A 22340-nucleotide genomic window follows, 5' to 3' on the forward strand; every position below is an offset into this window, starting at 1 on the left:
TCAGGCTTTTCCCCGATACGGCGATGAAATCGCCCGATCACTTTCGGCGCAAATGAAGTCGATCACTTCCAGCGCCTCAGGGCAATCCAGATATTCGTCCCGGATTGCTGCCGCATTTGCGCGGACAGAACCCTCCGCATCGAAGATCTGTTTAAAGGCCCGCCTTACCTGATGGATAACCGCGCGTTCAATTCCGGCACGGCTCATTCCGATCACATTAAGCCCGCCCAGAATGCCTGGATTACCGTTCAGCATGCCATAGGGAATCACATCGTAATTCACCGCGGAAAGACCACCGACGAAGGCCTGCCTGCCTATGCGCGCAAACTGATGCACCGCACAGCCGCCGCTCAAGATAGCCCTGTCGCCGACAATCACATGACCCGCAAGCATCACATTATTCGACAGGATAATATTGTTACCCAAGCGGCAATCATGAGCGACATGCGAATTTGCCAGAAAGAGGCAGTCATTGCCGATGCTGGTGATTCCACCGCCACCCACAGTGCCGGTGTTCATGGTGACGCCTTCCCGCATGGTGCAGCGCTCGCCGATGACCAGCTTTGAGTCCTCGCCAGCCTCGTGAAGGCTTTGCGAAACGCCACCGATGACAGCCATAGGATAGATATGGCAATCGCGGCCGACTTCCGTGAAACCATCCACTACGGCATTCGAAATTACTTGCACGCCTTCATGCAGAGTGACGCGCCCACCTATGCGGCAAAATGGGCCGATCTTGACGTCTTCACCAATCACGGCGCCTTCTTCAATCACCGACAATGGATGGATGATGGCGCTCGATGCAACAGTACTCATTCATCTTCCTTAGGGCGCATCATCATTGCGCCAATATCTGCTTCCGCGACCAGCGCCCCATCCACAAGCGCATCGCAGTGAAACTTCCAAATGTTTCCACGCTGCTTCTGCTTTACAACATGGATTTCCACGCGGTCGCCTGGCACAACCGGCTTTCTGAATCGCGCATTATCGATCGTCATGAAATAAACGAGGTTTCCGGCAGATCCCTGCTTGCGTGCACAAATAGCACCTGCCGTCTGCGCCATTGCTTCCACAATAAGCACACCAGGCATAATAGGCCGCGCGGGAAAATGCCCCATGAACTGAGGCTCGTTGGCCGTAACATTCTTGATGCCAACCGCACTATCATCACCTTTGATGTTGATGATTTTGTCCACCAACAGGAATGGATACCGATGCGGCAATAACTCCATGATTTCCATGATGTCGGCGGATTCGAGCACCGTCGGCGTATCATCAACCATTATGAGCATCCTTCTTCTTACGCCGCGCTTGGGCGCGGTTCATAATATCAGCGCTCTCGCGCAAGAAATCCTGAAGCGGTCTCGCCGGAAAGCCGCCATAACGTGCACCGGCGGGAACTGACGTCACCACCCCACTCATACCAGCGATCTGCGCACCATCACCAATCGTGATATGACCGTTTATACCTGCAGCCCCGCCGATCTGGACGCCGCTGCCAACACGCGTCGAACCAGCAATGCCAACTCCACTTGCCAGAGCCGTGTGCCGACCAATCCGAACATTGTGTCCAATCTGAACGAGATTATCTATCTTCGTGCCTTCACCAATAACCGTATCATCCATTGCACCACGGTCGATCGTGGTATTGGCACCGATATCCACATTGTCCTGGATGATGACGCGACCAACCTGCACCATCTTGATCATGCCCGCAGGACCGGGAGCGAAGCCAAAGCCGTCCTGGCCTATTCGTGCCCCGGTGTGAATGATCACATTATTACCGATGTAAGCGCAAAAAATTGTCGCACCTGATGCGACCGAACAGTTGCGTCCAATCTTGACGTCCGGGCCTATGACAGTATTGGCACCAATGTGACTGCCTTCACCAATTTCGGCATTCGCACCAATGACAGCAAAGGGTTCAACGACAACGCCAGCTTCAAGCTTCGCTGTCTCGTGAATGCAGGCTTTCGGTGATATACCGTTTTCCGTTACCTTCAGGGGCTGAAGCGCTTCCGGGTGAAGCAAACCGCCAACCGTCGCAAAGGCTGCATGCGGCGTCTTGGTGCGCAGAACGGCCACATGATCCGGCACAAACGGCTCGATATCGGCACTGCAAATGATTGCCGTTGCCTGACAGGTCTCAAGCTCGTCACGATACTTGCGGGACACGAGGTAACAAATATCGCCCTCTTGAGCACGATAAACCGGCGCGACCGAACGCACCAGCTTGCTACCCGCCTCAACAGACACGAGTTGCATTCCAACGCGATCAGCCAGATCGCGCAGAGCTATACCCTCGTGGAGAGGGAAGAAACGATGATGATCCATAAGTAGGCTCCAGAAGAGCATTCGGCCCTCTTTCGAGGGCCGATAACATCAGAACTGGTTGGCCATGCTGAAGCGGAACCGCTGTTCCTTGTCGAAATCTTCCTTGGCAACCGGCACAGCGTAGTCGAACCGCAGCGCTCCAAACGGAGAGGCCCAGGTAATACCAGCACCTACCGAAGCGCGAAGCGAGTTGTCCGTACCAAGGATGCCAGCTGTGTTTGTCACCTTGTTACCGTAGAGCGAACCCGCATCGGCAAATACCGAGGCACGAAGACCAAAGTCTTCAGGCACTGCCGGCATAGGTACACTTACTTCTGCCGAAGCTGTGAAGTAAGTCGTGCCACCAATCGTATCGCCATTCGGCATGCGTGGACCAATACCGTCGCTCTTGAAGCCGCGAATCTGACGGCCACCCAGGGTGAACTGGTCGAACACGTTCAAATTGTCGCCAGTAGCAACCACATGACCAGCACCAACTGCGATCTGACCGATCATATCCAACTCGTCGGAAAGGAGGTGGAAGTACCGGGCGCGGCCATAGATCTTGTAGAAATCAGAGTCACCGCCAAGACCCGCATATTCCTGCGTCACAGTTGCATAGATACCTTCACGCGGCAGCGTCAGGCTATCCAAGCTGTTGTAGGTCAAAGTCTGCGACACAGACGACTGCAGATACTTGCCGCCATTCACCAGATCCTGATAGGGCGCTGACAGATTGCTAAACGCTCCATCCGGAGAATACTGGATCTGCTTGTAATTGTACTTGAACGTCGTCGCTAGCTGTTCCGTGATCGGAGCGGTGACACGAAGCGAGAAACCCTGCTCTTCGTATTTGTAATTGTTGTTCGAAGAGGTCTGGCTCTTGAAGACATCAAAACCAGCAGCAAGGCGATAACCGAGGAAATACGGCTCGGTGAAGTTCAAGGAGTAGGTCCGGGAATCATCCTGACCGCCACCAGCCGCGACGCGGATATACTGACCACGACCCAGGAAGTTCTTTTCCTCGACCGAAGCCTCCAGGACAAGACCGTCGTTTCCGGCATAACCGGCGCCGATACCGAAAGAGCCCGTGGACTGATCTTCAACATCAACAACGATGACAACACGGTCAGGTGCAGAACCCTGCTGCGTCGATATATTCACCTTGGCGAAATATCCGAGAGCTTCAAGGCGACGCTTGGCGCGCGTTATCATTGTCTGGTTAAACGCATCGCCTTCGCTGAGATCAAACTCGCGACGGATAACATAGTCACGGGTGCGCGTATTACCGCGAATCTCAATCCGCTCGACATAGGCGCGCTCACCTTGGTCAACCAGATAGGTCACACCAACAGTGTTGGTCTGGAAGTTGCGGTCGCCACGAGGCGTTACGCGCGCGAAAGGATACCCAGCTTCAGCGACCTTCTTGGAGATCGCTTCCATCGTCTTCTGGATTTCCTTGGCATTGTAGGTGTCGCCGCTCTTGGTTTCCACAAGACCACGGAGGCTCTCACCACTCACGCCCTCAACCGTGGATTCGACATTGATGTCGCCAAACCTGTAGCGAGGACCTTCCTCGACCGTGAAGGTAATCGTGTACTCGTTCTTGCTCTCATCCAGAACAGGATCGGCAGACACAACACGGAAGTCCGGGTAACCGTGACTGAAATAGAACTGACGGAGCGCCTCTTCGTCGGCACGCATCTTGTCTTCGGAGAAGACATCCTTACGTGTCAGGAAGGACAGCGGACCCGATTCCTTGGTGATCAGAACATCATGAAGACGGCTGTCGCTGTAGGCCTGGTTACCAACAAAGTTGATATTCGAAATCTTCGTGCGATCGCCTTCATTGATCACGAAAGCGAGGTTCACACGCCCCTGCCCAACAGGAGCAACCTGCGTCGTGATCTGCACATCACTACGACCGATCGACGTATAGGCCTCCTTCAGGCGCTGAATATCAGCCTGAATGATAGCTTCGCTGTAAGGACCGAGTGGCTGGGTCTGAACGACAGACTGAAGCTTGTCGTCCTTGATCTTGCGGTTTCCGTTAAAAACCACCTGGTTAACAAGCTGGCTCTCATTGACCGACACAACAAGCGTGCTGCCCGAGACCGAGATTTTGACATCGGAGAAATAGCCGGTGGCATACAGACGCTTCACCGACTCATCGATATCCGCATTTGAGAAGCTGACGCCCGGACGAATCGTGAGGTTTGAACGAACTGCTTCCTGACCGGTACGTTGCGCACCACGCACGTCGATACGCTGAATGACCGCAGCCTCAGCGGTGAATGGCGATGCAAGGACAGCAACACTTGCGCCCGACACGACAACACCAGCAGACAGCGCAAACGCCGACACTGCGTTCAAAAACTTTGAACCAGCTTTCATTTTCAAATCTTACCTTTTCCCGTTGTCCCTCGGCGGGCGGAACCCGACTCCGGCCACGTGTGTCGTTTTACCTGCTTTTACCCTACAAGCAAGGTATCCCGTTAATTTCTATTTACTTCCTTCAAAGGCGTGACCCAATCGCCACGACGACTTGTGAACAAGGTAAATAGATGGTTATTCACATCATTAGCCGATCAGGTTCGAAATGTCGTTCCACGTCGCGAATACCATCAGGCTCAGCACCATAGCCAGTCCTATGCGAAAGGCAATCTCTTGTGCGCCTGCTCCCAGTGGCTTTCCACGAATAGCTTCAATCGCATAGAACACAAGATGCCCGCCATCAAGTACTGGAACCGGCATAAGGTTCAAAAGCCCAATTGAAACAGAAAGGACAGCAGCAAGCTGAATGACCGCAGCGATTCCCAAGGTTGCCATCTGGCCAGAAGCCTGGGCAACACGCACGGGGCCACCCAACTGGTCCGGCTTCATACGGCCTGTAACGAGATTGCCGATGTATCGGAATGTGCCAGTGATGATATGGCCGGTCTCGACCACGCCTTCCTGCAGCGCTTCAAGCGGCGTATAGGTTATGTGCCGAAAATTGCCACTTTGCTCATTTGTAACGACACCGATCAATCCAAGCTCAACCTTGTTACCGAATTGATCGGTGATCTCGGTTCTCTTGGGCACCAGCGGCAAATCAATCGTGTTGCCACCCCTCTCCACCGTCACAGTCATCTGCGTCTCGGGGCGCACAGTCACATAGCGGCGAACATCCTCAAAGGTCCTGATCGGAGAGCCATCCATAGCGATGAGACGATCGCCAACCTGTATTCCTGCTTCCGCCGCCGCACTGTCGGGTCGAATTTCTGCGACAACAGGATCGGCCACGGACCTGCCGTAGACCGCGAAAAGAACTGCAAAGATGGCGATTGCCAGAAGGAAGTTGGCAATCGGTCCAGCGGCAACTGTAGCCGCACGCTTCCACAGCTTGGCTCCCGCCAATGTCTGACTGCGTTCTGCTAGCGAGAGGTGTGACAATGCCTCGGAGTCCGGGCGACTGGCAGCGTCCTCATCGCCATAAAAGCGGACATAGCCTCCCAAGGGAATCAGCGACAGCCGCCAACGCGTGCCATGACGGTCATTGAACCCGACAATTTCAGGTCCGAAACCGATCGAAAAGGCCGTGACCCGGATACCGCTCCAACGACCGACAAGGTAATGCCCCATTTCGTGCACGAAGACGAGCAATGACAAAACCAGGATAAATGGGACCAGATATCCCGTTATGAAGCCAAGTATCGCCATTCCCACCTCCGGGTTTTACCCGCTTTTACAGCCCGAACAGGAATGCGGCAACTGATGCCGAGCCATCCTGCATCCATGCTGCGTTTATGATAGCCAGAAAGAAGGCTGCAAAGCCGGCAAAAACGAGGCCGTCAACGCGGTCCATCACGCCGCCATGGCCGGGAATCAGCCTGCCAGAGTCTTTGACACCGAAGCGCCGCTTGATGAAGGATTCGAAAAGATCCCCGATCTGCCCCGCGACAGACAGCAAAAATGCCAGCAATAAAAGGCGCAGCCCAAGATTCGGAAAGAATGCTGTGAAGATGGCTGCCCCTGCGGCAACACCCGCGATTGTGCCACCAATGGCACCCGACCAGGTCTTTCCGGGAGAGATACGAGGAGCCAGTTTTGGCCCGCCAATGGCGCGGCCGACAAAGTAGGCGAGAATATCCGTCGCCCAAACCACTGCGAAAACGAACAGGGCAGCAACAAATCCGGGCTCATCAGCCCCGCGAATGGCACCAAGCGCAATCCCGCTCAAGCCTGCGTAGAATATGCCACCCGGCAGCCACCAGCTGCTCTTTCGTACCAAAACCAGGAGAACCGCGGTAATCGTCAAGCCACCGAGAAACGGAACACCCATGCCCTGATCGCCGAACAGCAGATTGAGGCAAATCACGGCAATTGCCAGCCACCCGAACGCATTCCCTGCAAAATCCTTTTCGGCAAGCCGGGTTATCGTCGACCACTCGTAGTACACCGTCAATGCAATTACCGAAGACAACAGCCTGAAAGCGAAGCCTCCGAGCCATGTGGCCGTAAGCGCGAAAGCAGCCAGAACGATTGCTGATACGATGCGCTTTCTCAGCTCGGGCGACATCAGCCCACCACCGCAGCTGGAGCCGCCGATAAGCCACCATAGCGGCGGTCGCGCGAAGCAAAGATTTTCAGGGCCTCGCCAAACATCTCACGTCCGAAATCCGGCCAGAAGCCCGGCAGGAAGACAAATTCCGCATAGGCGGCCTGCCAGAGCAGGAAATTCGAAAGCCGCTCCTCGCCGCTGGTCCGGATGATGAGATCAGGATCCGGAATGCCTGCCGTATCGAGGTGGCTACTGATCAGATCTTCCGTTATCTCATCCGGCTGCAGAAGCCCGTCACGAATTTTTGCAGCAACGCCACGCATGGCGCGCGTCAACTCGTCGCGGGCCCCATAGTTAAACGCAATGATCAGTGTGAGCCCGGAATTCTGCCGGGTTGTCTCCTCCGCCTCCAAAAGAAGCGGCAGGATATCGCTACGCAGCTTGTGCCTCTCGCCGATAACCTTGATTCGCACATTGGCGCGGTGCAGTTCCGCCAGATCGCGGCGGATGAAGCGACGAAGAAGCCCCAGCAAATCGGATACTTCTTCTTCCGGCCGGCTCCAATTTTCAGAAGAAAAGGCATAGAGGGTGAGGAACTCAATCCCCACCTCACCCGCATACTCAACAGCGCGACGGACCGCCTCGACGCCTTTCGTGTGCCCAATGGTGCGGGGCAAACCCCGCTCCTTCGCCCAGCGACCGTTTCCATCCATAATGATGGCGACGTGCTTCGGCACATTTGGCGTCGAACCGTTGTTCATGAGCTTTCCGTGTATTGTTGAGCGTTTATGCGCCGTGCCAGGCCTTAGACCTGCATGATTTCCTTTTCCTTCTCCGCAAGCAAGCGATCGACTTCGGAAATCGTATCGTCAGTCATCTTCTGCACTTTTTCCGACAGGGCGCGGCTTTCATCCTGGCCGATATCGCCATCCTTTTCAGCCTTCTTGAGTGCATCCATGCCATCGCGACGAACGTGGCGAACAGCAACCTTTGCCTTTTCCGCGTAATCGTGGGCAACCTTCACCAGCGACTTGCGACGCTCCTCGTTAAGTTCCGGCAGCGGAATACGCAGGTTCTGCCCATCAACGATGGGGTTCAAACCGAGGTGGGATTCGCGAATGGCACGATCCACGGCACCAACCATCTGCTTATCCCATACCGATACGGAAAGCATGCGTGGCTCTGGGACGGTGATGTTGGCAACCTGATTCAGCGGCATACGGGAGCCATATGCTTCAACCGTTACCGGATCCAGAATGTTAGCCGATGCACGACCCGTTCTAAGAGAAGCTATATCGCTCTTGAAGGCTGTAATCGCGCCGTCCATGCGTCGCTTGAGATCGTTGAGATCAGTTCCGCTCATCTTGCACTCCGTTTCTCTGCAGGCTGTCCAAAACCTGCATAAAATCTATCAGTTATCCGTCACGATGGTCCGGCGACCGCCGCCGGTCAAGATCTGGCCGAAGCCGCCCTTCTCATGAATTGAGAATACAATGATAGGTATTGCGTTCTCACGCGCCAGCGCTACAGCTGCGACATCCATAACCGCAAGCCCTTTCTCCAGGACTTCGCTATGGGTCAGCTGCTCAAAGCGCGTGGCGTTGGGATCCTTCTTCGGATCGGCGGAATAGATGCCATCCACCTGCGTACCCTTGAAGATGGCTTCCGCGCCAATTTCCGCAGCGCGCAGCGCCCCGGCGGAATCGGTCGTGAAGAAGGGGTTGCCGGTTCCGCCAGCAAAAATCACCACCCTGCCCTGCGCCAGGTGATGCAAGGTGCGACGCTGCGAGAAACTCTCACAAATCTCTGGCATTGCAATCGCTGAGAGCACAACGGTCTCGACGTTCAGCTTCCGCAGAGATGTGGCTAGCGCCAGAGCATTGATCACGGTCGCGAGCATGCCCATGTGGTCGCCGGTCACGCGGTCGCCGCCCTTGGAGGCTACAGCCACGCCGCGGAAGATATTGCCGCCGCCGACTACGACGCCAACTTCTACGCCCATGCCTACCGCTTCGGCAATGTCTGAGGCAATCCGATCTGCCACGGCGACATCAATGCCGAATCCCTGGCTGCCCATCAGCGCCTCACCAGACACTTTGAGCAGAACACGTTTGTAGATGGTTTGGGTGGAAGACATGGAAACTCCTTCGAGGATCGCACCGAATGCCGGATACACGAAGGGCATCGCATTGTCACGCGATGCCCTTCGCTTTCACAAGTTTTGAGAGCCGGAAGCTTAGTGCTTCACAGCGGCTGCAACTTCAGCAGCAAAATCGGTCTCTTCCTTCTCAACGCCTTCGCCGAGAAGCAGACGAACCATACCAGTCACTTCAATCGGAGCGCCGACTTCCTTTTCAGCTTCCTTGATGGCGGCAGCAACCGTCAGGTCAGGATTGATAACGAATGCCTGCGACAGCAAAGCAACTTCTTCGAAGAACTTGCGCATGCGGCCTTCAACCATCTTTTCAATGATGGCGTCCGGCTTACCGGAAGCGCGGGACTGCTCGATGAAGACATTACGCTCGCGCTCGGCGACAGCGGCATCAACTTCTTCAGCGCGAACTGCCAGAGGGTTCGTCGCGGCAACGTGCATGGCAACCTGACGACCGATGGCAGCCAGTGCATCCTTGTTGCCGGTAGACTTGAGAGCAACGAGAACGCCGAGCTTGCCGAGGCCATCAGCAGCAGCATTGTGAACATAGGTCGCGACAACACCATCTTCGACAGACAGCTTGGCGGCGCGACGCAGCGTCATGTTTTCGCCGATCGTCGCAATCGCGTCCTTGATCGAGTCGGAAACAGACTTGCCAGTTGCCGGATAGGTAGCAGCGCCAATTGCGTCTACGGAACCATCCGTAGAAAGAGCTACGGATGCCACGCCGCGCACCAGATCCTGGAAGGCGTCATTACGTGCAACGAAGTCGGTTTCGGAGTTGACTTCGACAACAACAGCGCTCGTGCCGGCGCTGGCAATGCCGACGAGGCCTTCAGCCGCTGTACGGCCAGACTTCTTGTCGGCCTTGGCAATGCCCTTGGCGCGCAGCCAGTCGATCGCTGCTTCCATGTCGCCATTGGTTTCGGCGAGCGCCTTCTTGCAGTCCATCATGCCTGCGCCGGTCTTCTCGCGCAGTTCCTTCACCATTGCGGCTGTGATTTCGCTCATTTTTGCCTCTTATCGATTGTCGGATGCGCCAGCAGGGAATCTAAAGCCAGGCGCCGAATTGGGGCAGGAGTGTACCCCGGAGTATGACAGCGTCATGAATGGTGCCGTTGGGCCCCATGCGCAGGAAAACCGCGCAGACGGTCCCGCCCATTCAAGTGAAGGCCGCCGAGTGGCGACCTTCGAGGTTTCGGGCAATCCCGAAAAATTAAGCCTGAGCTTCGTCAGCCAGAGCTGGCTCAATCGGAGCTTCTGCAGAAGCGCCGACGTCACGGCCGGAAGCGCCCTGCTGGCGAGCAATGCCGTCGATGGCAGCGCGGGCAACCAGATCGCAGTAGAGAGCGATGGCGCGCGAAGCATCGTCGTTACCCGGGATCGGATAGTCAATCAGGTCCGGATCGCAGTTCGAGTCGATGATAGCAACGACCGGGATGCCAAGGCGCTTTGCTTCGTCGATAGCAATCTTTTCCTTGTTCGTGTCGATGATGAACATCAGGTCCGGAGTACCGCCCATGTCGCGAATACCGCCAAGAGCCTTCTCAAGCTTTTCACGCTCGCGCTCAAGGTTCAGACGCTCCTTCTTGGTGAAGCCCTGGGCTTCAGAACCAAGGATTTCGTCGAGCTTGCGCAGACGCTGGATCGAGTTCGAAATGGTCTTCCAGTTCGTCATCATACCGCCGAGCCAGCGGGAGTTGACGTAGTACTGGGCGGAACGCTTTGCCGAATCGGCGATCAGTTCAGACGCCTGACGCTTCGTACCAACGAACAAAACGCGGCCACCACGTGCGACGGTGTCGGAAATCACCTGCAGAGCGCGGGACAGCATCGGAACCGTCTGCGCGAGGTCGATGATGTGAATATTGTTACGATCGCCGAAGATGTACGGCTTCATTTTCGGGTTCCAGCGGTGCGTCTGGTGACCGAAGTGAACGCCAGCTTCCAAGAGCTGACGCATGCTGAAATCAGGCAATGCCATGCCTTTTTCTCCTTGTTTCCGGTTTAACCCCCGCGAAGCGAACAGTTGGACAAGCCAACCACCGGCGGAACGGACCGGATTTCTCCCGGCCAATCCCAAGCTTCACGTGTGGAATGATGGTGCGCATAAACGCCAATCGACCGAATTGCAAGTCATATCGGCAATTATGCGTGCATTTATGAATAGAATCACTTGCAGGCGTGCTTGTCCGGCTCCCCCAGAACTTCCAGCTTGGATAGCGTGCCGGAGAGCACGAAATCACCATAATCCATGATGAGATCCCGCGTGATGCCATTGTCATACAACTTAAAGGACATTCGGTAGACTGGTGTGGAATCCGTTTGCGCATCCTCGTTGAAGTAGGCAATCGTCACTGGCCAATAGGGCTTTTTGGCAAACGCTCCGGCACTATTTGCCTCCGCGTCGTCCAGCTTCGGTCCCTGCTGCGGCCCCACAATAGTGGATGTCAGCAGAGTTTGGTCGCCGTCCTCGGAGCCATCGAACAGACGCGCTTCGAAAAAGCGCTCTCCTTTCTTCGCTCGCTCTATGACGTCCAGCATGTGTGCCGTGGGAAATTGTGATGCGGTAAGCTGCACTTCGCGCCGATCGGGCTTGGCCAGCTCCACCTTCACCCCCTCGGCATCATCCTTCGCTTCCCCCACAACCTGCTTGTCCATCTGCTCGTCTGTGAAGGATTTCGTATCGAAGCGGAACTGGCCGGCACGGATGTTCTCGAACGTGGTCGTTTGCTGATCGGTCACTCTCTGCTCTTCGCCCGTATCGATCTTCGTGACAAACCGGAAATTCGTTGTGAAACCGGAGCAGGCGGATCCGGTGAATTCATAGACCATTCGGCCAAACATGCCTTCAATGCCCGAACGGTCGGACACATCCTTCAATTTGAGGTCATAGACTGCGCGATGCGGCACAAGTGAAAGAGCTGCCTCGGGCCCGGCCCAAACCGGGTTTGCGAGAAGCATGATGCTGCTGGAGAAAGCCACAGCTGCAAGGCCGTAACGGACCATCCACAATCTCCTATGGGACTCAGCCCATGATGTTATAAGAACGCCATCAGGCGATGCTTGCTTCATCTGTGACGGAATCGCGTCAATTTTACAATCAAACAGGAGAACGAAATGTCTGCAGCAATCGATGGCCGACTCAAGGAACTGGGGATTGAGCTGCCAGTGGCAGCCGCACCAGCCGCCAACTACGTACCCTACACGCTAAGCGGAAATACCCTGTACATTTCCGGCCAGCTGCCGATGGAAGGCGGTAAAGTTGCGGTGACGGGTTTGGTCGGATCGGATGTCGATGTTGCCACGGCGCAACGGGCTGCAGAATTGTGCGCCATCAATATCCTGTCGCAGGTCAAGGCCGCCCTCGGCGGCGATCTTGGCAAGGTCCGCCGCGTTCTGAAGTTGAACGGCTTCATTGCATCCGCCCCCGGCTTTAGCGAGCAGCATGTGGTGATGAACGGCGCATCGAACCTCGTTGCGAACGTTCTTGGCGAGGCAGGTAAACACGCGCGCGCAGCGGTGGGCATGGCCGCACTGCCCTTCAATGCTGCCGTCGAGGTGGATGCAATCCTGGAAGTCGAAGCATGAGCATCGCAGCATCCTGGATCAAGGAGTTGCCAGTCGCCCATCGCGGCTACCACGACATGAACCAGAAGGTATGGGAGAACACCCTTTCCGCCTTCGCTCGCGCTGTAGAAGCCGGGTTCGCAATCGAATGCGATATCCAGCTGTCGGCAGACAGCATTCCCATGGTCTTCCACGACGATACGCTGGAGAGGCTGTGTGGGATCAAAGGCGATGTCCGTGAGAAAATGGCCTCCGAGCTGGGCTTGCTGGCCGTTGGCGGAACAGCTGATCGCGTTCCGAGGCTAAGGCAGATGCTTGACCTGGTTCAGGGCAAGGTTCCGCTGGTGATTGAGCTGAAAGGCCGCAATGCGGAAGAAGATGACGGCTTTGTTGAAGCGGTGCTGGAAGTGCTGGAAGGCTACCAGGGCAAAGTCGCCTTGATGAGCTTCGATCATCACCTGCTGCGCGAGCTGAAACGGCTTGAGGCACCCTACCCCGTCGGCTTAACGGCCGAAGGCGCCAAGCCAGAGACCTTCTTCGAGCATGATGAAGCCATGCAACTGGGTCTCGATTTCATTTCCTACCATTGGTCTCACCTGCCCAACAGCTTTATTGAGGCACAGAGGGCAAAGGGCGTTCCGGTGATTACCTGGACCGTCAGGGATGAAAAAGCACGCACGCATACCTATACTCATGCCGATCAAATGACCTTCGAAGGGTTCGATCCCAGAGAGACAAAATCTGCATGACGGAACAACTCACCCTCCGCGTCGAAAAATCGTTCAAGTCCATTGGCATTGACCGATGGTCAAGCTTGTCCGGCACGCGGCGCGGGGGTGATGTGGCCTACAATCCTTTCCTATCTCACGCCTTTCTCTCGTCCCTGGAGGAGTCTGGTTCCGCGACTGCGAAAACTGGCTGGCTTGGCCATCATATCCTCATGGAAAACGAGAAAGGTGATCTTCTAGGCGCGGTTCCCGCCTATCTGAAAAGCCACAGCCAGGGCGAATATGTGTTTGACCATGCCTGGGCAGACGCGCTCGAGCGTGCAGGCGGCCAATATTATCCAAAGCTGCAATGCTGTATCCCCTTCACGCCTGCAACGGGGCCAAGGCTTTTGAGTGCGTCCGCGCAGGATACTGAAAGCGTGCGGCTGAACCTTGCAGGCGGCCTCACGGAGATTACACGCCAGCTTGGCATTTCATCCACACACGTCACTTTTCTGCCGGATGAAGAACTCTCCTCGTTTGAGGAAGCCGGTTTCCTGCATCGAATGGATCAGCAGTTTCATTTTATCAACCGGGGTTACGCGAACCATGAGGAATTCCTCGGCGAACTCTCCTCGTCAAAGCGCAAGAACCTCCGGAAGGAGAGACGGTCGGCGCTGGAAAACGGCATCTCCATCGAGTGGCTGACAGGCAGCGACCTGACCGAAAACATCTGGGATCAGTTCTTCGCATTCTACATGGATACAGGCAGCCGAAAGTGGGGACGCCCCTATCTCACCCGCAGTTTCTATTCGCTCATCGGCGAGAGAATGGCAGATGACGTGCTCCTGGTCATGGCCAAGCGAGAAGGCAGATATGTCGCCGGGGCGATCAATTTTATCGGCGAAGATTGCCTGTTTGGTCGTCACTGGGGCTGCATTGAGGATCACCCGTTCCTGCATTTCGAAGTCTGCTATCATCAGGCTATCGACTTTGCCCTTGCGCACCGGCTGAAGAGAGTTGAGGCTGGCGCCCAGGGAGAGCACAAGCTGGCGCGCGGCTACATGCCCGTCACAACTCATTCAGCGCATTATATCGCCCATCCGGGTCTGCGTCGTGCGGTCGAGGACTATCTTGCGCGCGAACGCCGAGAGGTCGCCTATGCTGGCGAATATCTGACTGAACACAGCCCTTTCAGAAAGGGTGAGGAATAACCGAATTCGAAGAGAGGAAGAGTCATTTCGATGAGCACTCCGGCCTATGATCCCAGCAATATCTTTGCAAAAATCCTGAAAGGCGAAATCCCATCTCACAAGCTTTATGAAGACGATGACACGGTGGCATTCATGGATGTCATGCCCCAGGCACCGGGTCACTTGCTCGTTATTCCCAAACAAGGTTCGAGAAACCTTCTGGATGCCGATCCGGCGGTATTATCGAAGCTTATGCCGGTCGTTCAAAAGCTGGCCAATGCTGCCAAGACAGCCTTTGCTGCGGATGGTGTTTTCATTGCGCAGTTCAACGAACCGGCGGCCGGCCAAACCGTTTTTCACCTGCATTTTCATGTGATCCCACGCCATGAAGGCCAGCCACTGAAGCCGCATAGCGGACAGATGGAAGATCAGGCGGTTCTTGCGGCTAACGCAGACAAAATTCGCGCCGCCCTGGCGTAAAGTTGCGCAGGAAGCTCCGGCAAGCAAACGGAGCTTCCCTTCCGTGCACTCACAGCAGCAGCAACCCGGCAAGCAAAGTCGAAATTGCCACCACGACACAGACGATAACCCGCTGCCCAGCGAGCAGAAATGCCACGAAACCAAGCGCGACAGATCCTGCACGCAACCAAAGTGGTGCATCCGCAATTGTCCCGGTTGGAAAGACCACAAGTTTGGCTGTGACAGCCATCACGAGGGCCGTTGCTACCGCCCTCACCCATTGCAGCCCTTCCGAATCCTCATCCAGCGTGTTTCCGGCCAGCACACCCAGCCAACGCCAGATATCTGTTGCAAGCCAACCGGCAAGCGCAATGACAAGATAGGTCCACCACCAGGCGTCACTCATGGGAACTCCTCTTCAACAGCAGGGCTCTGGGAAACCTGACGTCTTTTACGGATGAAATATCTGTCGAACAGGTAGGCGAGCGTACCCCCGCCAATCCCGGCGTAGAGGATATCGAATTTGGGCTCGACGAGCGCCATGGAAGGCCCGAGGACCACGCCTGCAATGAAGGCAACCTTTACAACCGATTGACGCGCACTCGCCCAGATGGACGCAAAGAAATAGATGGGTGTCAGCATGAACAGTGCACCGGCAACGACAGGCGGGAACTGAGCGACGATGCCGTAGCAAATGGCTACGATGATGCCATTGATGAGAGTGAGCGTGATGGCGAAACCACCGAAATAGGCCAGCCTGCGCTCTCTCGGCACATTGGGCACATGCTGCATGGCGAAAACCCAGGATGTGATCGCCACGAAGTGAGACAGAAACAACAACAGCCACGTCGGGCTCTTGTCTGTGCGCATTTCCGGCATGATCGATGCGACCATGGGCATCATGCGAATGGAGGAGAGTGTCACGGCCAGAAAGCTCGCCGCCAAAGGTGCGCCGCCTGCCATTGTGCCAACGAGTATCATCTTGGCTGGTAACGCCCACACCGCAAGCGTCATGAAAACCGCCTGCGATCTCGTGATGCCGGATTCAAGCGCAAAAGCACTGAAGCCGACGAAGGATGTCATCAATATGATGGCAGGAATGGAAAAAATGCCCCGCATGCCAATCATAAACCAGGTCAGATTGGTGCGTTGGCTCACATCGGTTGTCGGCATCAGAAATTCCACGTCCACGTCTGCCAGGAACATCCGCATGAGATGGAGCAGAACAGGCTCACTTTGATTGCGGATGAAGCAGTCCGCTTCCGCAACTGCCCGGCGCAACACCGAACCAGACAAAACTATGCCAGAGAACACCTCCGGCATAGCATTGATTTGCGATGATCACTTCTTTTTCGGGACCCGTGGAACGGTCGCGCCTTTGCGGGGCTTCGGCTGTTCTTCCGTCAGGGCATCGGCATCGGCCTTTGCCTTCACATCCTTGGCTTTCCCGCCCGCCTTCGGTTGATCCTTAGGCTTGGATTTCCGCGCCTTGGAGGGCGATGCTTTCTGTTCGCCTGCATCGTCCTCTGCTGCCTCGACCTCAGCCTCGGGCTTAGGCTTCACAGGGGCAGCCTCCGGGATGCATTTCAGCACAAGGCCGTCCTCCTTGCCATCCTCCTGCTTGCCGACAGTAACCTGGACCACGCCACCCTTGCGCAGGGCACCAAACAGGATCTCGTTCGCCAGAGGCTTCTTGATATGTTCCTGAATGACGCGAGACAGCGGGCGTGCCCCCATGCGCTCGTCATAGCCTTTCTCCGCCAGCCATGAGATCGCATCCTCATGCAGATCGAAGGTAACGTTACGCTCTGAGAGCTGCGTTTCCAGCTGCATGACGAACTTCTGGACCACCTGATGAATAACCTTGGTGGGCAGAGGCGCGAACGGAATGATTGCATCCAGGCGGTTGCGGAATTCCGGAGTAAAGAGACGGTTCAAAGCCTCTTCATCCTCACCGGTGCGGCGAGACGAGCCAAAGCCAATGGCAGCCTTGGCCATTTCTGCCGCGCCTGCATTGGTGGTCATGATCAGGATCACATTGCGGAAGTCGATCTTCTTGCCATTGTGATCTGTCAGGGAGCCATGGTCCATGACCTGCAACAGAATGTTGTAGATGTCCGGATGTGCTTTTTCGATCTCATCCAGCAGCACAACCGAATGGGGATGCTGATCCACCTGGTCGGTCAGCAGGCCGCCCTGATCGAATCCGACGTAACCGGGAGGGGCTCCGAGCAGACGGGAAACCGTATGCCGCTCCATGTATTCCGACATGTCGAAGCGCAGCAGCTCGACACCCAACGACGAGGCAAGCTGTTTTGCCACTTCGGTTTTACCAACCCCGGTCGGACCGGAGAAGACATAGGAGCCGATGGGCTTGTTCGGTTCGCGAAGACCCGCACGAGCAAGCTTGATCGCGGTGGAGAGCGCTTCAATCGCCTTATCCTGTCCGTAGACAACCGAACGAAGCTCTTTCTCGAGATTGGCGAGAACCATCTCGTCATCCTTCGAAACAGTCTTCGGCGGAATACGGGCCATCGTTGCGATTGTCGCCTCGATTTCCTTCTCCGTGATCAGCTTACGGCGCTTCGAAGCCGGCAGAAGCATCTGTGCCGCACCCGTTTCGTCGATCACGTCGATAGCCTTGTCCGGAAGCTTCCGGTCAGAAATGTAGCGCGCGGACAACTCGACAGCCGATTTGATCGCCTCATTCGAGTAACGCAGCTTGTGATACTCTTCGAAGTAGGGCTTCAAGCCCTTCATGATTTCGATGGCATCATCAATTGAAGGCTCATTGACGTCGATCTTCTGGAAGCGCCGCACAAGCGCACGGTCCTTTTCGAAGAACTGACGGTATTCCTTGTAGGTCGTCGAGCCGATGCAGCGGATTGCACCCGACGAAAGAGCCGGCTTCAGCAGGTTGGACGCATCCATTGCGCCGCCCGAGGTCGCGCCAGCGCCGATGACCGTATGGATCTCGTCAATGAACAAGACAGCGCCCGGGTATTCCTCAAGCTCCTTCACGACCTGCTTCAGGCGCTCTTCAAAGTCGCCGCGATAGCGGGTGCCTGCAAGAAGAGTACCCATATCGAGCGAAAAAATTGTCGCATCGGCGAGTGCTTCCGGAACCTTGCCTTCCACGATCCGCTTGGCAAGACCTTCCGCGATTGCGGTTTTACCGACACCCGGATCACCGACATAGAGAGGATTGTTCTTGGAGCGGCGGCACAGAACCTGAATTGTGCGGCTAACCTCAGAGTGCCGTCCAATCAGCGGATCGATCCGCCCGTTCTTGGCCTTCTCATTCAGGTTGACGCAATAGGCTGTAAGGGCATCCTGGGCTTTCTTTGCGCCCCCCTCTTCCTGTTCGCGCCCGGTCTTGGCCTCGGATTCCCCCTCCTCAGCGCCGCGCGGTGTGCGCACCTGCGAGGAGCCGGGACGCTTGCCAATCCCGTGAGAAATATAGTTGACCGCGTCGTAGCGGGTCATTTCCTGCTCCTGCAGGAAGTAAGCCGCATGGCTTTCGCGCTCGGCAAAAATTGCGACCAGAACGTTTGCGCCGGTCACTTCTTCCCGACCGGAAGACTGCACGTGGATAACCGCGCGCTGGATGACACGCTGAAATCCGGAAGTTGGCTTGGAGTCCTCGTCATATCCCGTGACGAGATTGGCGAGTTCATTATCGATATAATCGGAAACGGTCTTTCGAAGCGTTTCCAGATTGACGTTGCATGCCCCCATAACCGCCGCCGCGTCGGCGTCGTCTATGAGCGCCAGCAGCAAATGCTCCAGCGTCGCATATTCGTGGTGCCGCTCATTGGCGAAGGTCAGTGCCTGATGCAGCGCCTTTTCGAGACTAGGCGAAAATGTTGGCACGTGGGTTCCTCACTTCTTTTCCATGACACATTGCAGCGGGTGCTGGTGCTGGCGGGCAAAATCCATGACTTGGCTTACCTTGGTCTCAGCCACCTCGTATGTAAAGACGCCACATTCGCCCACACCATGATTGTGAACGTGCAGCATGATGCGAGTGGCCGCTTCACGGTCCTTCTGGAAAAAACGCTCCAGAATATGGATGACGAAATCCATCGGCGTGTAGTCGTCATTCAACAAAAGAACGCGATAGAGATTCGGGCGTTTCGTCTTCGGCTTCGTACGGGTTATGACCGACGTGCCGCGATTGGCCTGGTCACCATCGTCACTCTTTTCATCTTGCATCAAGATCGGCTTCGCGATCATCTTTCATCATTCCCCATTGTCCGACCGCTTCCTTCATCGTCCGCATGGCTCGAACATCAGTCACTTCTATTTAGTTCGTCAGGAAGCGATTTTAAGCCCCTCGCTGCCGTACGCAATCACTATTGCTCGAAGCGATGGATCAGCATCGCAAAACAGGCTTGCCCGGAACATGTCGCAATAGAAAAAGCCGCCCGCGGATGCAGACGGCCTCAATAGAAACATCAAGCTGCCTATCAGGCGGAACGCTTAACCAATGCCGTGGATTGTACAACTGCAGCCTCGAACGGCTTGGTAACCGTCTTGCCAAGATCCGTGTACAATTCGCCAAGACGCGTGCTCTGCGCCACGAAGCCTTCATAGGAAGACTTGGCATAGCCCGTCTGCAACTCAAGCGCGCTTTCGATGTTGCGAACGCCCATCAGGCGCTCCATATGCGCCGTGAAGTCCTGAAAGACCTTGCGGGAGTAGTCCGTATTTTCAGTTGCAATAGCCTGAAGGCCCTTTGCCACATCGGAATAGTTCTTCAACATACCGTCCAGCACTTCCTTGGTCTTGCGGTTTGCATCATCAAGATTGAACATTCTCCACCTCCTGAGTGTATTCAATTCCTGATAGAATTATTTCGCACTGCGAAAGTCAAGCGGGTTTTATTCGCAGATGCGAAGCCACTTTAATTTCAGGGTGTTGCGCAAACAAAAAAGGCGAACCGCAAGGTCCGCCTCATTCGCACTATCTCGACTGTATCAGAGATCGACATCCAGAATGGCCATCGAGAAGTTGTACGAGCGCTCGTCGTCTTCATCGTCTACGTAGACAACGCCAAGAAACTCATCGCCAGCATAGACTTCTGCGGAATCGTCCTTCCGAGGGCGCGCCTTAACGCTCATTGTCGGATTGAACACACGCTTGAAATAGGCGTCCAGTTTCTTGATTTCTTCAGCTTTCACCGGTGTTTCTCCGTCTTCTTTATGGTTCGCGGCTTTTGGCACGGGATAGCGGCGAAAGTAAAGGCGCTTCCGCCATTCTCCCCCACGCAATCGGAGCGAAGGGGCCGGATGCTCAATCCTCACTGGCAATCATCTGGTTCATCAGGCGCGAGGGCTCTGTGCACCCGGCTTCGCCTACAACCTTGGCCGGAACGCCAGCCACCGTAGAATTATGCGGCACGGATTTCAGCACCACCGAACCTGCGGCCACCCGCGAGCAATGGCCAACCTCAATGTTGCCGAGGATCTTGGCCCCTGCCCCGATCAAAACGCCGTGACTGATTTTCGGATGGCGATCAGCGCCTTCCTTCCCAGTCCCACCGAGCGTAACGCCATGAAGGATCGATACGTTATCACCGATAACCGCCGTTTCGCCGACGACCAACCCCGTCGCGTGATCCAGGAAGATGCCCTTGCCGATGCGAGCTGCCGGGTTGATATCGGTCTGAAAGACGCTTGAGGATCGGCTTTGCAGATAAAGCGCAAAATCCCGCCGATCCTTTTTCATCAACCAGTGTGCAAGCCGGTGCGTCTGAATGGCATGGAAGCCCTTGAAATAGAGAACAGGCTCCAGGAAACGGGTGCAGGCCGGATCACGATCGTAATAGGCCTGAATATCCACCCGCAAAATGGCACTCCATTCCGGCCAGTCGAGCAACATTTCCTCGAAGGTCTGGCGCAACAGAACAGCCTGCATATCGGGATGATCGAGCCGCTCGCAGATGCGGTGTATCACGCAGTCTTCCAGAGATCTGTGGTTCAGAACCGTGGAGTAAAGAAAGGCGGCAAGCACCGGATCTCGCTCTGCCCCGGCTCTCGCCTCCTGTCGCAGACTATCCCAGATAGGATCGACCGCAGCAAAGGGCTCCTGAACTCGAATATCACTGCGTGCCACCATGGCGGTATCCTCTTGCTCGACGAACTCAAGATATAGAACAGAATTGGTGAAACACCAATGACCGCCCAAAAATCTCCCGGACGGCCAGCGGTGTATTCAACCAAGCTCCCGGTAGAAATCCAGGACTGCCGTCTTGAATACCTTGTCACCCACGGCAAGCATGTGGTCGCGATTGGGAATGTCGAGTGCCCGCGCATTTGGCATCAAAGCTGCCAGTTCCTGCGGAGAGCCGGCAATATCGTCCTTGGTTCCGACGCCAATCAATGTGGGAAGCTCTATGGATGCCATAGCCTCTCTTGCCACAAGGTCGCGCGAACCACGGATGCAGGCAGCAAGCGCCGTCCGGTTGCTGCGCGTCTGGTCGGCGAATGCCCGAAACATCCGGCCGCGGGCGTGGGTAATGGCTTCAGGGTCTTCTGCAAGCAGGGCGTCTGCAATCGGGTCCCAGTCCCCCACCCCATCGGTCATGCCAATTCCCAGCCCGCCCAGGACCAGCGACCGCATGCGGGCATGATGCTTCAGTGCCGCAAAAGTGGAAATGCGCGCCCCCATTGAGTAGCCCATGAAATGGGCCGTCTCCACCTCCAGGTGATCGAGCAGAGCGATGGCATCATCTGCCATAACCCAGGGCCGATAGGCATCCACCTCCATCGGCTTGTCACTGGCACCGTGACCACGATTATCGATCGCGATTACACGGTAACCGGCATCACCCAGCGTTTTCAGCCAGCCCGGATGCACCCAGTTCACGTTTGCGCTTGAAGCAAAGCCGTGGATCAGCAGAACCGGCTCACCTGTGGTTTCACCGGCATCAAAATAGGCCAGCGACAAGCCATCATGCGTAAAGCGCGAAAATTCAGGCGTATTGAGATTCATCGAAAAACTTCCTATTGCGGGCGAAACATAGGTCAAGGTGCGGCATCATTCCACGGTGGAATTTGCGTTTTTTCGTTTGGCGAAAGCGCCGGACCTCTACACATTCCGCAGCGGCATGAGTAATGTCGCGCCATAACAAAGCAATTGGAGAATTTCCATGGCCGGTCACGGTATCCCTCATTTCCAGAACGACGGTGGGCATCGCCTGATTGAAGTCGGCGTCAAGGAATTCATGTGCACCGGCGCAAACGTACCCTTCGACCATCCCCACATCTACATCGATATGGGCGACGACAACGAAAAGGTCTGCTCCTACTGTTCCACGCTCTATCGCTACAATGCCTCCCTCAAGGCAGAGGAAACCAATCCTCCCGGCTGTGTCTTCCACGTGAAGGCCGCCTAATAGC

General features: G+C 55.7%; 25 protein-coding genes. 5 read left to right on the forward strand and 20 right to left on the reverse strand.

Annotated elements, in window-relative coordinates:
* The 12 genes from lpxA to ACFSE1_RS03180 all read right to left on the reverse strand — a co-directional run bounded on the left by lpxA (position 1) and on the right by ACFSE1_RS03180 (position 12017).
* Positions 1-816 carry an acyl-ACP--UDP-N-acetylglucosamine O-acyltransferase gene (lpxA, locus tag ACFSE1_RS03125; protein ID WP_377396398.1) on the reverse strand — a complete coding sequence of 272 codons (816 nt, stop codon included), beginning with the start codon at positions 814-816 and terminating at the stop codon, positions 1-3.
* Positions 813-1283: a 3-hydroxyacyl-ACP dehydratase FabZ gene (gene fabZ, locus ACFSE1_RS03130; protein WP_377396401.1), complete on the reverse strand. Its 471-nt coding sequence runs from the start codon at positions 1281-1283 to the stop codon at positions 813-815. The genes lpxA and fabZ overlap by 4 nt, the downstream gene beginning before the upstream one ends.
* Positions 1276-2334, reverse strand: a complete 1059-nt coding sequence (gene lpxD / locus ACFSE1_RS03135) for a UDP-3-O-(3-hydroxymyristoyl)glucosamine N-acyltransferase (protein ID WP_377396404.1) — start codon at positions 2332-2334, stop codon at positions 1276-1278. The genes fabZ and lpxD overlap by 8 nt, the downstream gene beginning before the upstream one ends.
* A gap of 48 nt (positions 2335-2382) precedes the next feature.
* On the reverse strand, positions 2383-4707 hold the full coding sequence (bamA, locus tag ACFSE1_RS03140; RefSeq protein WP_377396407.1) for an outer membrane protein assembly factor BamA: 2325 nt from the start codon (positions 4705-4707) through the stop codon (positions 2383-2385).
* A gap of 186 nt (positions 4708-4893) precedes the next feature.
* Entirely contained in the window at positions 4894-6015 is a 1122-nt protein-coding gene (gene rseP, locus ACFSE1_RS03145; RefSeq protein WP_377396411.1) for an RIP metalloprotease RseP, read from the reverse strand.
* Between the two features lie 25 nt (positions 6016-6040).
* Positions 6041-6874, reverse strand: a complete 834-nt coding sequence (locus ACFSE1_RS03150) for a phosphatidate cytidylyltransferase (RefSeq protein ID WP_377396414.1) — start codon at positions 6872-6874, stop codon at positions 6041-6043.
* Positions 6874-7617, reverse strand: coding sequence for an isoprenyl transferase (locus tag ACFSE1_RS03155; protein WP_377396417.1), 744 nt, complete (start codon positions 7615-7617; stop codon positions 6874-6876). The genes ACFSE1_RS03150 and ACFSE1_RS03155 overlap by 1 nt, the downstream gene beginning before the upstream one ends.
* Before the next feature lie 44 nt (positions 7618-7661).
* Complete coding sequence (frr, locus tag ACFSE1_RS03160; protein ID WP_377396420.1) at positions 7662-8219, reverse strand: ribosome recycling factor; 558 nt, start codon at positions 8217-8219, stop codon at positions 7662-7664.
* 48 nt (positions 8220-8267) lie between these two features.
* Positions 8268-8993 (reverse strand): UMP kinase, encoded by a 726-nt coding sequence (gene pyrH / locus ACFSE1_RS03165; protein ID WP_377396423.1) that lies wholly within the window; start codon positions 8991-8993, stop codon positions 8268-8270.
* 99 nt (positions 8994-9092) lie between these two features.
* Positions 9093-10019 (reverse strand): translation elongation factor Ts, encoded by a 927-nt coding sequence (gene tsf, locus ACFSE1_RS03170; RefSeq protein WP_377396426.1) that lies wholly within the window; start codon positions 10017-10019, stop codon positions 9093-9095.
* A 205-nt stretch (positions 10020-10224) separates the two neighbouring features.
* Positions 10225-10992: a 30S ribosomal protein S2 gene (rpsB, locus tag ACFSE1_RS03175; RefSeq protein ID WP_377396429.1), complete on the reverse strand. Its 768-nt coding sequence runs from the start codon at positions 10990-10992 to the stop codon at positions 10225-10227.
* Between the two features lie 188 nt (positions 10993-11180).
* Positions 11181-12017 carry a cell envelope integrity EipB family protein gene (locus tag ACFSE1_RS03180; RefSeq protein ID WP_377396432.1) on the reverse strand — a complete coding sequence of 279 codons (837 nt, stop codon included), beginning with the start codon at positions 12015-12017 and terminating at the stop codon, positions 11181-11183.
* A 111-nt stretch (positions 12018-12128) separates the two neighbouring features.
* Between ACFSE1_RS03180 and ACFSE1_RS03185 the strand changes: the two genes are divergently transcribed.
* The 4 genes from ACFSE1_RS03185 to ACFSE1_RS03200 are packed head-to-tail and all read left to right on the forward strand — an operon-like array spanning position 12129 to position 14958.
* Positions 12129-12599 carry a RidA family protein gene (locus ACFSE1_RS03185; protein WP_377396435.1) on the forward strand — a complete coding sequence of 157 codons (471 nt, stop codon included), beginning with the start codon at positions 12129-12131 and terminating at the stop codon, positions 12597-12599.
* A complete protein-coding gene (locus ACFSE1_RS03190) occupies positions 12596-13327 on the forward strand; it encodes a glycerophosphodiester phosphodiesterase (RefSeq protein ID WP_377396438.1) in 732 nt (243 codons plus the stop codon). Before ACFSE1_RS03185 ends, ACFSE1_RS03190 begins: the two co-directional genes overlap by 4 nt.
* Positions 13324-14499, forward strand: coding sequence for a GNAT family N-acetyltransferase (locus ACFSE1_RS03195; protein WP_377396441.1), 1176 nt, complete (start codon positions 13324-13326; stop codon positions 14497-14499). Before ACFSE1_RS03190 ends, ACFSE1_RS03195 begins: the two co-directional genes overlap by 4 nt.
* 30 nt (positions 14500-14529) lie before the next feature.
* Positions 14530-14958 (forward strand): HIT family protein, encoded by a 429-nt coding sequence (locus ACFSE1_RS03200; RefSeq protein WP_377396444.1) that lies wholly within the window; start codon positions 14530-14532, stop codon positions 14956-14958.
* Positions 14959-15007: 49 nt separating this feature from the next.
* Here the strand turns inward: ACFSE1_RS03200 and ACFSE1_RS03205 are convergent, their stop codons facing one another.
* The 8 genes from ACFSE1_RS03205 to ACFSE1_RS03240 form a co-directional block, all read right to left on the reverse strand.
* Entirely contained in the window at positions 15008-15343 is a 336-nt protein-coding gene (locus ACFSE1_RS03205) for an AzlD domain-containing protein (protein ID WP_377396447.1), read from the reverse strand.
* The gene (locus tag ACFSE1_RS03210; protein WP_377396450.1) at positions 15340-16110 is read right to left on the reverse strand and encodes an AzlC family ABC transporter permease; all 771 of its coding nucleotides are present in this window, start codon (positions 16108-16110) and stop codon (positions 15340-15342) included. Before ACFSE1_RS03210 ends, ACFSE1_RS03205 begins: the two co-directional genes overlap by 4 nt.
* A 168-nt stretch (positions 16111-16278) precedes the next feature.
* Positions 16279-18810 carry an ATP-dependent Clp protease ATP-binding subunit ClpA gene (gene clpA / locus ACFSE1_RS03215; RefSeq protein WP_377396453.1) on the reverse strand — a complete coding sequence of 844 codons (2532 nt, stop codon included), beginning with the start codon at positions 18808-18810 and terminating at the stop codon, positions 16279-16281.
* A gap of 9 nt (positions 18811-18819) precedes the next feature.
* Positions 18820-19173, reverse strand: a complete 354-nt coding sequence (gene clpS / locus ACFSE1_RS03220; RefSeq protein ID WP_377396456.1) for an ATP-dependent Clp protease adapter ClpS — start codon at positions 19171-19173, stop codon at positions 18820-18822.
* A 233-nt stretch (positions 19174-19406) separates the two neighbouring features.
* Positions 19407-19754, reverse strand: coding sequence for a phasin family protein (locus ACFSE1_RS03225; RefSeq protein ID WP_377396459.1), 348 nt, complete (start codon positions 19752-19754; stop codon positions 19407-19409).
* A 162-nt stretch (positions 19755-19916) separates the two neighbouring features.
* Positions 19917-20120, reverse strand: coding sequence for a DUF3126 family protein (locus ACFSE1_RS03230; RefSeq protein WP_377396462.1), 204 nt, complete (start codon positions 20118-20120; stop codon positions 19917-19919).
* A 112-nt stretch (positions 20121-20232) separates the two neighbouring features.
* Entirely contained in the window at positions 20233-21057 is an 825-nt protein-coding gene (cysE, locus tag ACFSE1_RS03235) for a serine O-acetyltransferase (protein WP_377396465.1), read from the reverse strand.
* A gap of 96 nt (positions 21058-21153) precedes the next feature.
* Positions 21154-21933, reverse strand: coding sequence for an alpha/beta fold hydrolase (locus tag ACFSE1_RS03240; RefSeq protein ID WP_377396468.1), 780 nt, complete (start codon positions 21931-21933; stop codon positions 21154-21156).
* Positions 21934-22090: 157 nt separating this feature from the next.
* Between ACFSE1_RS03240 and ACFSE1_RS03245 the strand changes: the two genes are divergently transcribed.
* Complete coding sequence (locus ACFSE1_RS03245) at positions 22091-22336, forward strand: zinc-finger domain-containing protein (protein WP_377396470.1); 246 nt, start codon at positions 22091-22093, stop codon at positions 22334-22336.
* The last annotated feature ends 4 nt before the right edge of the window (positions 22337-22340 follow it).

It is taken from the genome of Affinirhizobium helianthi, assembly GCF_042680945.1.
Classification (GTDB): Bacteria; Pseudomonadota; Alphaproteobacteria; order Rhizobiales; family Rhizobiaceae; genus Neorhizobium; species Neorhizobium helianthi.